The sequence below is a fragment of the Bacillus sp. JJ1503 genome, assembly GCF_036965125.1.
Classification (GTDB): Bacteria; Bacillota; Bacilli; order Bacillales; family Cytobacillaceae; genus Cytobacillus.
In genome coordinates, this window is sequence record NZ_JBALOZ010000131.1 from 1 (window position 1) to 13,813 (window position 13,813).

13 protein-coding genes are annotated in these 13,813 nt (G+C 35.6%); 5 read left to right on the top strand and 8 right to left on the bottom strand.

Features of this window, described 5'->3' with window-relative positions:
• Nucleotides 1-120: 120 nt before the first annotated feature.
• On the bottom strand, nt 121-231 hold the full coding sequence (locus V7149_RS11365; protein ID WP_231734738.1) for a DUF6254 family protein: 111 nt from the start codon (nt 229-231) through the stop codon (nt 121-123).
• A gap of 139 nt (nt 232-370) precedes the next feature.
• On the opposite strand from V7149_RS11365, the gene V7149_RS11370 reads away from it, so the two are divergent.
• Both V7149_RS11370 and V7149_RS11375 read left to right on the top strand, forming a co-directional pair.
• Nucleotides 371-982, top strand: a complete 612-nt coding sequence (locus tag V7149_RS11370) for a CPBP family intramembrane glutamic endopeptidase (RefSeq protein ID WP_335345742.1) — start codon at nt 371-373, stop codon at nt 980-982.
• A 146-nt stretch (nt 983-1,128) separates the two neighbouring features.
• Nucleotides 1,129-1,818: a hypothetical protein gene (locus V7149_RS11375; RefSeq protein WP_335345743.1), complete on the top strand. Its 690-nt coding sequence runs from the start codon at nt 1,129-1,131 to the stop codon at nt 1,816-1,818.
• Between the two features lie 43 nt (nt 1,819-1,861).
• Here the strand turns inward: V7149_RS11375 and V7149_RS11380 are convergent, their stop codons facing one another.
• Nucleotides 1,862-2,905 (bottom strand): YkvI family membrane protein, encoded by a 1,044-nt coding sequence (locus V7149_RS11380; RefSeq protein ID WP_335345744.1) that lies wholly within the window; start codon nt 2,903-2,905, stop codon nt 1,862-1,864.
• Between the two features lie 197 nt (nt 2,906-3,102).
• Here V7149_RS11380 and V7149_RS11385 point away from each other — a divergent pair, with 197 nt between their 5' ends.
• Nucleotides 3,103-5,250 carry an ATP-dependent Clp protease ATP-binding subunit gene (locus V7149_RS11385; RefSeq protein ID WP_335345745.1) on the top strand — a complete coding sequence of 716 codons (2,148 nt, stop codon included), beginning with the start codon at nt 3,103-3,105 and terminating at the stop codon, nt 5,248-5,250.
• 51 nt (nt 5,251-5,301) lie between these two features.
• Here the strand turns inward: V7149_RS11385 and V7149_RS11390 are convergent, their stop codons facing one another.
• On the bottom strand, nt 5,302-6,996 hold the full coding sequence (locus V7149_RS11390; RefSeq protein WP_335345746.1) for a M3 family oligoendopeptidase: 1,695 nt from the start codon (nt 6,994-6,996) through the stop codon (nt 5,302-5,304).
• Nucleotides 6,997-7,104: 108 nt separating this feature from the next.
• Entirely contained in the window at nt 7,105-7,548 is a 444-nt protein-coding gene (locus tag V7149_RS11395) for a MarR family winged helix-turn-helix transcriptional regulator (protein ID WP_335345747.1), read from the bottom strand.
• 204 nt (nt 7,549-7,752) lie between these two features.
• Between V7149_RS11395 and V7149_RS11400 the strand changes: the two genes are divergently transcribed.
• Entirely contained in the window at nt 7,753-9,270 is a 1,518-nt protein-coding gene (locus V7149_RS11400; protein WP_335345748.1) for an ATP-binding protein, read from the top strand.
• A 40-nt stretch (nt 9,271-9,310) separates the two neighbouring features.
• On the opposite strand, the gene V7149_RS11405 is transcribed toward V7149_RS11400, so the two are convergent.
• Nucleotides 9,311-10,306, bottom strand: a complete 996-nt coding sequence (locus V7149_RS11405; RefSeq protein ID WP_335345749.1) for a phosphotransferase enzyme family protein — start codon at nt 10,304-10,306, stop codon at nt 9,311-9,313.
• A gap of 192 nt (nt 10,307-10,498) precedes the next feature.
• On the opposite strand from V7149_RS11405, the gene V7149_RS11410 reads away from it, so the two are divergent.
• The gene (locus tag V7149_RS11410) at nt 10,499-11,731 is read left to right on the top strand and encodes an MFS transporter (protein WP_335345750.1); all 1,233 of its coding nucleotides are present in this window, start codon (nt 10,499-10,501) and stop codon (nt 11,729-11,731) included.
• Nucleotides 11,732-11,863: 132 nt separating this feature from the next.
• Here V7149_RS11410 and V7149_RS11415 read toward each other — a convergent pair whose 3' ends face one another.
• The 3 genes from V7149_RS11415 to V7149_RS11425 all read right to left on the bottom strand — a co-directional run bounded on the left by V7149_RS11415 (nt 11,864) and on the right by V7149_RS11425 (nt 13,771).
• The gene (locus tag V7149_RS11415; protein WP_315668339.1) at nt 11,864-12,148 is read right to left on the bottom strand and encodes a ferredoxin family protein; all 285 of its coding nucleotides are present in this window, start codon (nt 12,146-12,148) and stop codon (nt 11,864-11,866) included.
• Nucleotides 12,149-12,238: 90 nt separating this feature from the next.
• Complete coding sequence (locus V7149_RS11420) at nt 12,239-13,372, bottom strand: site-specific integrase (protein ID WP_335345751.1); 1,134 nt, start codon at nt 13,370-13,372, stop codon at nt 12,239-12,241.
• Between the two features lie 60 nt (nt 13,373-13,432).
• The gene (locus V7149_RS11425; protein ID WP_335345752.1) at nt 13,433-13,771 is read right to left on the bottom strand and encodes a YolD-like family protein; all 339 of its coding nucleotides are present in this window, start codon (nt 13,769-13,771) and stop codon (nt 13,433-13,435) included.
• Nucleotides 13,772-13,813: the final 42 nt, after the last annotated feature.

The window sequence follows — 13,813 nt, forward strand, 5'->3', positions numbered from 1 at the left end:
AGGGGGTAGGCGCTGTAGCTAGACAGTTCTCAAATTCGAGAAAAGTTATACTTTCTTAATATTTAAATAAAAAGCAGCTAACTACTGCTTTTTATTTATTTTTTTGAAATTATATCAATATTATTCCTTCTCCTGGGCGATCTCTTTAAGTGACTTTACTTTACCATGCGGATTCTGATCTTGCTTCCTGACAGTCCAAGCCCGCTCTTTTTCTCGTTTTGATTTTGTCACGATATCCCTCCTTTCTTTCATCTTTAGGTTAAGCATTTTTTACTATTTTATTTTCATTAAAGCAAAAGAAATCATTTGAATACAATTATTGAGCTCTTTTTGCTAAAATAGACTTGTTTGCAGAAAGGAGTTTGGACGTTTGAAAAATATAACTGCAGATTTCCGTCTAATAATCGGGCTTCTTATTGCCCATTTTTTAATGTATTTTACCTTTCAGGATAAAGCTGTTTTCTGGTATATCTTTTCGGCTTCTCTCTTATTTTTAATCAGCTATTCGATATTAAACGAAGAATTGAAGGATGAAGCTCCGTTTTGGCAATATCTCTCGTATGGAATAGGGTCTGGCCTCTTACTATTTGGAGTTTTTTGGGCTGGATTTCATTTGATTGATTTATTTAATCTTCCTTTTATGAAGGACATTTCAAAGCTGTATGGAAGATATTCACCATCGATGCTTTGGCATTATATTGTTCTCATGTTAATTATTATTCCTGGTGAAGAAATTTTTTGGCGCGGTTTCGTTCAAAAGAGAATGTTAAAATACACAAGTATCCCAGCAGCAATCGTTATATCATCTATTCTCTATGCATCCGTTCATTTATACTCAGCACACTGGATATTGGCTTTTGCAGCATTAATTGCCGGACTTTTCTGGGGATGGCTCTACACATGGAAAAAAAGTATGCCTTTATTAATTGTCTCACATTTAATTTTTGATTTATTCCTATTTGTAATACTTCCCTTGAAATAAAAATGTGAAATTCTACTCATTTTCCCAAATATATTTGTATCTTTAAGTGAGAAAATGATATTGTAGGAATAATTATGTAACTCCTATTTTTACTTTTCGTCTAAATAATTACATCAGCTTTTTAGCAATTACAGGGGGGAATTACAGTGAAGTATTTAAAAAAATGGATGTTTGTTTTTGGATTAGTAGGACTCATTCTTTCAGGGTGTGGAACAACTGACAATAATGAAAATCAAGCGAATGGATCCAATCAAACTCAAAATGAAGAGATAAATAAGGAAAGACAGGAAAATCAAAATACGGAAGATGGACAAGGTACTGTAGAACCGAATAATGACGAACAAACGAAAGAAGATGATGGGGTTGTTCGTATTCCGGAACAAAACCTCCAATATACTGTAAATGGCGAAGCTAAGGAAGAAACAGCTTTTCTTAAATCAAGTGATAATCAGCCTTATTCTATGTATGTCTTGCCTGAATTTGATTTAACAGCTGAAGAACCTCAAAAGGATGTTCTTTTTCTAACTGAAAATGATCATGTCTTTATGCGAATAGAACTTCTTCCTCCTGATGTACAATGGGATATGATGGAAGAAAATACGAAGGCCCAGCTTCAAGCTGTGGACGAAACGATTCAACCCATTGAAGTGCCGAGTACTGATGAGTTTTTTAAAGATTCAATTGCATTGGAAGCATCCAATGGTGACGATGTCGTTACTTCTTATTTAATTAAAAACTCAAATCAGCCTCTTAAATTGACTCTTTTTACAAAGAAAGATTTAAATTATAAAGATGCATTCCTGCAAATGGGTAAAACAATTTTAATAAACAAATAATCATTTTACTGAAAAGACCCTGGAAAATTGACGGGTCTTTTCTTTATCTTGCCTCATTAAAAGGCTTCATCCACAATAACACGATAAAAATAATACTTATATATCCGAAGACCGGATATACATATGATAATAAAGTGCCATAGTTTATTAAACTGATAAAATAACAAATAGTAAAAATAATACAAACCGTAACTACACTGGGAATGGATATGTACTTCCTTAGCTGACGCTCAATGCCAAATACATTCCCAATGACTGAGGTGAAAATTTCCCCATAAATAATAAGTACATAAATCCCAAAAAATGAAGTGGCAAAGGTTTTCATGATTACTGCCATAGGAATATCGTAAGATTCGAGCTGAGGCAGCATAACTAATGTCAAATGACTTGAAATGAGGATAATGGTCAATGCCCCTCCACCAAGTATTCCACCCCATTTAATGGTTTTGTCATTTTTAATTTCAGTCGCAATTGGAACTAAAACAGCCTGTGCTAATCCTAAATTCAATGCAGCATATGAAAATGGAGCAACTACTGCTTTCCACCCATCTTCTGCAAAAGGAATATACAAAATTTGCTCCGTAAAATTAGGAAGTCTCATTGAAAGAAACATTAACAAAAAACTAAAACCTATCATCATCGGAACAACAAATGAATTAACAGCAAATATACCTTTCGTACCTAAAACCATTACTGCAATGGAAAGGCCAATCGTTACAAATATCCCTGTATACTTCGACAATCCCATTTGTTCTTCAAATACTGCTCCTGCACCAGATAGCATGACTGCACATACCCCGAGCAACATAAAAAGCATCAATATATTAATGGCCGATCCAAAGAATTTACCAAATAAATATTCGTTCAATTCTTCATAGGAAGTTGCTTGAATACGTGCTGCTATCCTCATTAATTTTGATCCTAAAAAAATAAATATGTAGCCACTCATTAAAATTGAAACTAATCCAATAAAACCAAAACGGGAAAAGAACTCAACAATTTCCCTCCCTGTTGCAAAGCCTGCTCCAACAACAGTCCCTACATACACGGCAGCTATTTGAAAGGCTGCACTCCAGTTCGTCTTCACAAGATCTCCTCCTTCTCTTCAATATATGAGCCTGAGGACAAACTAAGACGAGCATTCTAAGTATATTATTTAAGTTTCCATTAAATTACTAAACCAAATTCGAGATGTTCCACTTGAAAGTCAAAGAAGGTCAAAGTATAATAAAGCCAAAGGTCAAATATAGTCAAAGTCAAATATTAAACTAGGGGGTATTCCATATGCTTTGTCAAAAATGTCGTGAGAAAGAAGCAAATGTACAATTTAAAGTAAATGTTAACGGAAATGAAACAAACTTAATTCTCTGCCAAAGCTGCTACCAGGATGAAAAAGCAAAGATTGGTTCCTCCTTCGGCCCATCTTTTAGCGGATTTTCTGGCTTTAATCAGCTGCCGTTTGATGAGCTGTTCAAAAACATAAATTCAGCTCAAAATCAAAAACACTCATCTGCACAAAAAGATGTAAGGGAGCCTAGTCGTAACGGTTTTATTGATCAATACGGCAGAAACCTAACACAGATAGCTAAAGCGGGACTTATTGATCCGGTGATTGGAAGAGATGAAGAAGTTAACCGTGTTATTGAAATTTTAAACAGAAGAAATAAAAATAACCCCGTTTTAATTGGTGAACCTGGGGTAGGAAAAACTGCCATTGCTGAAGGCTTGGCTACAATGATATCCGAAGGAAAGGTTCCAAAAAAACTTCTAAATAAGGAAGTTTACTTGCTGGATGTTGCTTCACTAGTTGCTAATACCGGCATTAGGGGACAATTCGAAGAAAGAATGAAGCAGATTATTAATGAATTGCAGGAAAGGAAAAATATAATCCTCTTTATTGATGAAATTCATTTACTAGTTGGCGCCGGTTCAGCTGAAGGCTCCATGGATGCAGGAAATATTCTAAAACCCGCACTTGCGAGAGGCGAACTACAATTAGTCGGTGCAACCACATTAAAGGAATACCGTCAGATCGAAAAGGATCCTGCTCTTGAGCGCCGTTTTCAACCGGTATATGTGCTAGAGCCAACAGCTGAAGAAGCTATGGAAATTCTTAATGGACTTAAATCAAAGTATGAAGATTACCATGAAGTTTCATATTCAGAAGAAGCTTTGAAAGCTTGTATTTCATTATCTAGCCGATATATTCAAGATCGCTTTCTACCAGATAAAGCAATTGATTTAATGGATGAAGCCGGTTCGAAAATCAATTTGAATTCAAACTTTACTCCTTTCGAGCAAATCGAAAAACGGCTAAAGGAAATTGGTAGACAAAAGGAAAAGGCTTTACAGGAAGAGAATTATGAGGCAGCTGCAAAGCTTCGAGATGAAGAAGTGATGCTGGAAAAAACATTAAACACAAATAACCATGAATCGCGCCCTATTGTTGAAATCCATCATATTCAAGAAATCATTGAGAAGAAAACAGGTATTCCAGTCGGAAAGTTAATGGAAGATGAACAAGTATTGATGAAAAACTTGGAATCAAACCTCTCCAAAAAAGTAATCGGTCAAGTGGAAGCTGTTCAAAAAGCAGCAAAGGCAATTCGCAGAAGCCGTGCTGGACTTAAAGCTAAAAACCGTCCAATAGGTTCCTTCTTATTTGTTGGACCAACAGGTGTCGGGAAGACTGAATTAACGAAAACACTCGCTGAGGAACTGTTTGGTTCTAAAGAGGCAATGATTCGCCTTGATATGAGTGAATATATGGAGAAGCATAGTATTTCGAAAATTATCGGATCACCTCCAGGTTATATCGGTCATGATGAGGCTGGACAATTAACAGAAAAAGTACGCCGAAATCCGTACAGCATTATCCTGCTTGATGAAATTGAAAAGGCACATCCTGATGTTCAGCATTTATTCCTCCAAATTCTTGAGGATGGACGTTTAACTGATAGTCAGGGACGCACCGTAAGCTTTAAGGATTCTGTCATTATTATGACAAGTAATGCTGGTGTACAGCACAGGGAGATTCACGTTGGGTTTGGTACGAATGAAGCGATGAAGGAAGCAAGTATTTTGGATACTCTTGGTCAGTTCTTTAAACCAGAATTCCTCAATCGTTTTGATAACATTATTGAGTTTAAGTCGCTTGAAAAAGAGCATTTGCTAGACATTGTTGAAATTATGCTCAAAGAATTAAATCATAATTTAAGTGAACAAAACATTCAGCTTACAGTTTCCGATGATGCTAAATCAAAGCTTGCCGAGCTTGGCAATAATCCCGCTTTCGGAGCTCGTCCTCTAAGAAGAGTTATTCAGGATCAACTTGAAGATAAGCTAGCTGATTTCATCATTGATCAGCCTGGTGAACATCAATTACAGGCAGTATTAGAAAATGATGAAATTATCATTAAAATGAAGGAATAGTTACAGCAAAAGGCCGGTTATTTCCCAGCCTTTTGTCATTCTCTCGAACTATTATAAGCTCTTATCATCAATTGAATTTAACCAGCTTTCAATTTCTCCAACAACAGATTCCACACAGCCACCTTCGAATGGTGAAGTGAGATTTGCCTCTGATACTAAACTAGTAAAGGCTTGGCTGCCTCCAAGACTGCATAGATGTAAATAATCCTTCCAAGCTCCTTCATGGTCTTCCCTGGATCGTTTCCAGAACTGGAATGCACAAATTTGTGCAAGTGTATAATCAATATAGTAAAACGGTGAATTATAAATATGTGCCTGTCGTTGCCAAAAGCCGCCATTTTCTAAATACTCATTGCCATCGTAATCTTTATGCGGCATATATTTCTTCTCAATTTCTCTCCAAGCTTGCTTTCTCTCTTTTGGAGATGCAGTATTGTTTTCGTATACCCAATGCTGAAACTCATCTACAGCCACACCATAAGGAAGAAATAATAAAGCACTGCTCAAGTGGGCAAATTTATATTTATCGGTATCCTCTTTAAAGAATTTATCCATCCATGGCCATGTAAAGAATTCCATACTCATGGAATGAATTTCACATGCTTCATATGTCGGCCAATAATATTCCGGAATTTCATATTTTCCGCTCGAATAAACTTGGAATGCATGACCTGCCTCATGTGTAAGTACATCAATATCGCCTGAAGTCCCATTGAAATTCGAGAAAATAAATGGAGCCTTGTAATTCTCAATAAATGTGCAATATCCGCCCCCTGCTTTTCCCTTTTTTGCAACAAGATCCATCAAGTTCTCTTTTCTCAAATATGAGAAAAACTCCCCTGTTTCTTTTGAAAGCTCATCATACATCGCTTGACCATTTTCGATAATCCATTCTGGACTCCCTTTTGGTGCTGCATTACCTGTTTTAAAGTTAAAGCCCTCATCATAATACTTCAATTGATCAACACCAATTCGTTCTCTTTGGCGTTCCTTCAATTTTGTTGCAATTGGAACGATAAATTCCTTAACTTGATCGCGAAACTTAGCAACCATCTCAGCATTATAATCCGTTCTTTGCATTCGTAAATAAGCTAACTCTACAAAATTATTATATCCAAGCTTGTGTGCAATTTCTGTTCTAACCTTTACTAATTCATCAAAAATACGATCAAGCTCTTCCTCATTATCTGCTAAGAAACCGAAGCGAGCTTCACTTGCTGTTTTTCGGACATTACGGTCAATAGACTGTGTAAATGGTTCCATTTGTGCAAGAGTGCGCTCTTCTCCATCAAAATCAATCTTTGCAGAGGCGATTAATTTTGTGTAGTCGGAAGATAGTTTATTTTCCTTTTGCAGCAATGGAACAATTTCTGGAGAAAATACTTTTAATTGAGCTTCAGCTAATGCAAAAAGCTGAGACCCAAACTTCTCTTCTAATTCATTGCGGAAATCAGATTTGACTAGAGCTTCGTAGTATTTAGTTACAAAACCCTCCACTTCTGGTTGAATTTCATCCATATAGTCCTGCTCCGCTTTATAGAACTCATCATTTGTATCAACAGAATGGCGAATATAACAAAGGTTAAACATAGTTCCTATGTCATTGCGTAATTCATTAATTTTCTTCATTGCCAAAATTTGCTCTTCAGCCGACATTGCCTGATTAAAAATTGCTAATGCATCATCAAATTTCTTGCTCAATTCCGTTAAATTTGGACGGGTATATGTATAATTTTCAAAACTCAATTCAAATGCCCCCTTATTTCCTCTGTTATCAAAACCATTATTATAATTCTACATATATGAATGAATCCCTCTATTTAGAAAAGAAAAAAACGATCCTTTTGGACCGTTTTACATTTTTCCGATTGATAGTCCGAGCCTTTTCAACAAGCTAATCGCTGTATCCTTTTCTTCCTCAGAAAGTTCGGACATTAAAGCATGTATATGCTTTTCATGGTCTGGAAAAATCCCCTCAATAAAGGACTTGCCCTTCTCCGTAATTTGCCCATACGTAACTCGTCTGTCTTTCGCACATGCGGCCCTTCTTAAATACCCCTTTTGCTCAAGCTTATCCACAACATACGTAATNNTACTTCCACTTGCTAAAAGAATCTTTCCTCCTATTTGCTGCAGAGGCTGATCTCCTTTATGATAAAGTAGCTCCAAGACGGCAAATTCTGTTGGGTTTAGACCGTATGTTTGAATTAGTTTATTTACATTTTCACTGAGTGAGCGGTAGGCTCTTGAAAGTACGATAAATAATTTCAATGATTGTTCACTTTGTTCAGTACTCACTTTAATCCAATCCTTTATAATTATCTTGAAATCTAAGTAAATTATAAGAAAACAATTGGATTATGTCAATTTTCGTATATTTTTATTAAAGGAAGACGTTTATTTATTCGCCATTCTACCTCGGTTTCCGAGATAAAACTCTTCTGCAAAATAAGGGTATACTATATAATTGAACTATTACTATAATGACGGAGTTCTAAATTGATGAAAAGTCGTAAAGGCAATTTTTTATTATACGTAGTCATTGTCATCTGCCCCATTCTCGTTGGTGTCCTTTATAATTTATATGATACGATAAATCGTGATTATGCTGAACGAAGGGAACAAGCGATCTGGACAGGCACCATTCACCAAAGAAGCTGGGATAAATTCATTGCTGAAACAGTAACGTCACTTGATACTTTATCTTTTACCGCTGAGATGGCGATTGAAACCCCACTGAAGCTGGAATCAATTTTGAAAAAAATGCACAGTAAAGAACCGAGATATGGAGGTATATATTTACTTGATGAAAGTGGAACGGTGATTACGGGCTCCAATTCACTTCTTGCAAATATGAATCTATCCGATCATGATTATGTACAAGAAATTTTGGAGACAAAAGACATCATTATCTCAAATCATTATGAAGTATTGAAAAATGGCAAGAAAGTGATTGGAATAGGCAAGCCAGTATTGAATGAAGAAGGGAAAATTGATTTTATAATCATCGCCCATTTAAGGGTGGATTATTTACAAAATATCATGAGGCTATTAACTCCTGATACAAGACTTTCAGTAATTTCTTCAACTGGTGCTGTCATCATGGATATTAATACTGCTTCTACCGCAACAGAATTTACAGAAAAAAACTCGATCACCCTCTCTATTGACAGGCTGCCATGGAGTATCCAAGTTGAAATACCACAAAGAGAGAAAGGAAATATCATTAAGACCGTCTCCATTGATTTACTTCAATTTATATTTATTTTTCATATTTTATTCCTATTTATAAAATATTTAATGCTTAAAAGACAGGCAGCAAGTGAGAAAAAGGAGAACGAGATTCAAAAACTTGAGCTTGTTGGAACACTAGCGGCAAGCACTGCCCATGAAATCAGAAACCCACTTACTGGAATTAAAGGACTTGTACAGCTATTAAGTGAAAAATATACGAATTCTCAAGATCAATATTATTTTGCCGTCATCAATGATGAAATAAGCCGGATAAATGAGATTGTTAGTGAATTTCTTATTCTTGGTAAACCGACAGCCCAAAAAACAGAAATTATGGATATAAGAAACATCCTTAAGGAGCTGGAACCGCTCATATTATCAGAGGCTAATTTAAACAATGTTAAATACGAGCTGGCTCATCCATTAACACCTTTGCTTGTTGATTGCACGAAGGACCAATTAAAGCAGGTGCTGCTGAATATTAGCAAAAATGCCTTAGAATCAATGGCTAAGGGCGGTCATTTAACAATTAAGTTATTCAGAGAGCAAGATGAATGTCATATTCAAATTGCTGATACAGGAATAGGAATACGTGAAGAAGATATTGAAAAAATCTTTCAGCCCTTCTATACATCAAAGGATTTCGGCACAGGACTTGGGCTTGTCGTTTGCAAAAGAATCCTTCATTCATTTGATGGAGAAATAAAAATTTCTAGCACAGTAAATAAAGGAACTGTCGTTGATGTCATACTGCCTATTCAAAATGGAGTTGAAGGAAATCCTTAAAAAGTAAAAGAGCCAACTGGCTCTTTTTTCATTACATCTCTTAATCAATAATATTGACAATACTTTTCTTTTGTTCAATTCTAGATTTTATTTCATCCATTAATCTAATAACACGCTCATTGCGATCCTCTGGTGCGATTTTTTTATTAAAAACTGAATACAATGTAATATCCCGAAGCATAAGAAATAACGGCATCTGCTCCTCCCAACCGTGTGGAAGGTTATTTTCTGTTTTATATCCCGCCAAAAATGCGTCTATAAATAAACGGCCAAACTCCTCACGCTCATTGATTTCCTTAGCTGTAAAGCTAGACAGGCATGAATAATAAAGAGGAATGGCAATATCAGACACTAGCCAGTGATAACAGCAATCATCAAAATCGAACACATGAATACTGCTGCCATCATAGAAAAAGTTCCCAGCATGAATATCTGTATGTATGAGTCCGTAATTGTCACTGTCTACAGGAATAGACTTTATTTTCTCTAATAATTCTATAGCGTTTTGTCTTGCAATTGTCTCTGTTGCAGGAAAATATTTTTCTACATTTAGAAGTTCATCTTCGTACCAGTGTGGTCTCTTCTTAATTAGCGGGGAAGATACATACTTCTTTGTAGCTGTATGCATTTTACCAATTTGTTTCCCCCAAGCTGATAAAAGATCGTTATTAAATGGATTCTCTTTCGTTTTCACTGGTTTCCCAGTTGCTTTGGAAAATAGACTTCCAAAAAAAACGGATTGGTCTTCAGCTGAAATGAATTCAACAAATTTACCATTTATCGATTCGAATGCAGTAGAAACATTTATTCCTTGTTGATACAAATAATTAACCCATTCAATTTCCGCATATAAATTTTCCAACTCTCTATGCGAGCTGTGAGTAATTCTTAAAATATATGGTTTACCTTCTTTGTACACTTCATAAACGAAATTTTCAAAGTCACCTAAGAGTTTATATTCATCTTCCAATGAAAAAGATTTCAAAAAGTGAATCATGATTTCCTTTGTGTGTAACACCTCTACAGACTTCTCCACATATTTCCTCCCCCACAAGCTAAATTTCCTAACTAAAGAAAATTTGTAAAATCCTATTATAATTATAAAAATATTCCTATTAACATTGTACTATATTATGAAAATTATAAAATATATTTCGTAAACTATAATAATCATGTATTATTATTACTTAGGATTACTAAATTATATTTTCAGAAAGGGGACCTGAGCATGAGCAATACCGCAGCAGCGACCAAGACCCTCCAAAATAGCAATGAAACATCTTACAAAATATTAATCATCTTAGGCCTCTGTCATTTATTAAATGATTCACTGCAAGCCATTATTCCTGCAATGTTTCCAATTTTAGAAAATTCGATGGGGCTAACCTTTACCCAGTTAGGAATCATTGGCTTTGCCTTAAATATTGTTGCTTCTGTATTACAGCCTGCGGTAGGGATGATTACAGATAAGAAACCAATGCCTTATGCTTTGCCAATAGGTTTAACCTCTAGCATGTTTGGCGTGTTAGGGCTTGCTTTGGCACAAAGCTTTGAGTTTATCGTCATTTCTGTCATTTTCATTGGTCTCGGTTCAGCCGTTTTTCATCCAGAAGGTTCTAGGGTTGCCTTCATGGCTGCAGGCCCTAGACGTGGTCTTGCCCAATCTATTTATCAGGTTGGCGGAAATAGCGGGCAGGCAATGGCACCTCTAATTACTGCTTTAATCTTAGTTCCTCTCGGGCAAATTGGAGCAGCATGGTTCACAGCTGTTGCAGCTGTTGCAGTAGGACTGCTGACTTATATAGCCTTTTGGTATGCTAGTAAACTTCGCATAGAGAGAACATTGATAAAGAAACAGAGCAAAATGGCCATACATGAGCAAAAAGGTTTATCAAAAGCTGTTAAAATTGCACTCGTTCTTGTCCTGTTTTTAATTTTTGCACGTTCATGGTATGTTTCAGGAATGACAAATTACTATGCCTTTTACACAATAGAAAACTACTCTTTCTCTATTAGGCAAGCGCAAATCTTTCTATTTGCCTTCCTCGTTTCGGGAGCACTTGGCACTTTCTTCGGTGGGCCACTTGCTGATCGATTTGGCAAAAAGGTGATTATCTTTTTATCTATGACTATATCAGCTCCATTAACTATATTAATTCCATTTGTTCCGCCTGTGATTGCTTTTTGCTTGCTTGCATTATCAGGCTTTATCTTAATGTCAAGCTTTTCTGTAACGGTCGTATATGCTCAAGAATTAGTTCCAGGAAAAATTGGTACAATGGCAGGACTCACAGTTGGGTTAGCTTTTGGCATGGGGGCTATTGGCTCGATGGTAATCGGGTATTTAGCCGACTTAATCGGAATTACTCAAACGATGATTCTTACAGGCTTCTTGCCATTGCTTGGATTGATAACACTTCTCCTGCCTTCTGATCAAAAGATTAATGAATGGAATTCATAATTTGGAGTACTTTTTAGTGGAGGCTATGCCTCCACTTTTTTTTCAAAAAAATTAAGACGATGCTAAATTTAAGCACCGTCTGATGGGACCCTATCCTCTATCTATCATTCAATTTATCTAGCGATCTAAAATTTACGCCAGCCTAAATACGATGCCATGCCCGCCCTTCGGATATTCCCATTTAATATTTTGATAAGGACAGCCTATTCTGCAGCTTCCGCATTCATGGCAGCCCTCGTAGCCTACCTGCATTCTTAGCCCTTCCCATTTATAGACCTCCGCCGGGCAAAAAACTGTACAAATTTTGTCAGGGCATTTTGTTATACAAATATCATGGTCCATTACCGTTAAATGGGACTTCGTATCAGCTTTAAAACGTAAGAGATACTGTTTTTCTTCAATATTCTTCGTTGACATTATTTCACCGCCTTCCATGCTCGATACATAAACAATCCTATAAATCATTGATTTAATAAGGTTCTTGTCTTTATCGGTCACAGAATGTGGTCACAGACTAATCATCTCATCTAATTTATCTGCTACCTGTTGTTGCATACTTGGAAGAACGTGACTGTATATGTCTAAGGTTATACCTATACGAGCATGACCCAATCTTTCTGAAATAAGTTTAGGATTAATATTTTGTTCAATCAACATAGTTGCATGTGTATGTCTGGTATCATGAAATCTAATTATTGGTAAACCTACTTTTTGAATGTCTTTTTTAAAGGCTCTAATCAAATTAGAGGAATTAACTGGAGAACCTTTTTTTGTACAGATAACTAAATCATTGTCCTGAAACTTTTTTCCATAAATTCTTTTTAATTCTTTAATATCATTTTTAGTTTTCTGAAGATGTTCACATAAGGTATCGGAAATACTAATCGTCCTTAATCCTGCAATTGTTTTAGTGCCTAATCTAAGTTCTTTTCCGTCATGGGTTAAAACTTGCCTAATATAGATTAATTTTTTGTTAAACGAAACATCTTTCCATCTAAGTCCTAAAATTTCACCCTGACGCATTCCTGTCAGTAATGCTATGATGTAAGCAGTGTAATAAAAGTCGGCTTTCCTAATCTCTTTAATCTCTGATAAAAAATAGTTAACTTGATCCAAGTCCCATACATTCATTTCTTTTTTTCTTAACTTAGGTAGCTCAACATATTTAGCATAGTTTTCAGAAATGAGCTTGAATATTACTGCCCTTTGGAATACAACTTTTAATACATCAAATATCTTATGAATTGTTCCAGCCGATAAATTTCCTTTTGCAGTCAAGTTATTAGCAAAATTCTGCAATAATATTGGTGACATATCTGAAAGTTTAATACAACCTAATGCAGGGGAGATATAATATTTAAAGAAAGCCTTATTGTTGTTATAAGTAGTTCTTTCAACTTTGTTTTTTCTTTCAATAAACCACTGGATCATATACTCGTTCAAGGTCATATTACTTTGTGAGACTGCAGTGGATTGTCTTGAATTACTTATTAACTTTGCAAGAGCAACTTCGGCTTCTTCTTTAGACTTAAATCCTCTTTTTTTCTTTTGTCTCCTCTTTCCCGTAATCGGTTCTTTTCCAATATCAACTACATAGTAAAATAATCCAGTATTTTTATCTTTCTTTATACTACCTTTCATGCTAAGAACATTCCTCCAAATTCTTAGCCGCTTGTATATAATTATTCTACCATTTTTATGTTAATCCTCAACATATCCCCCTACAATATCTTCAAATTTAATCCTCTCTATATACCCATCTACACCTTCCAAAAAAATTATCCTGTTTAATCCATCTAATCGACACACTCTTCCGCTATACTCATGAAAGAAACCTTCCCTCCATATTTTTACTTTCACATGGAAAGCAAACTCCATTGCCATCAGAATCTTATTTTCAATTTCTTCTTTTTCATACTCATCAATCATCGGCTTAGTTTGCATATCATTTTCAACTTGAATTTGTTTCAGCATTTTCACATGCTCTGGCATGAAAAAAGCCGTCTGCCATTTCATTTTACCTCGGTCACGAATTGCCATTAAATCATCTCCTTATTACAGTATAGAACAAACGTTCCTATT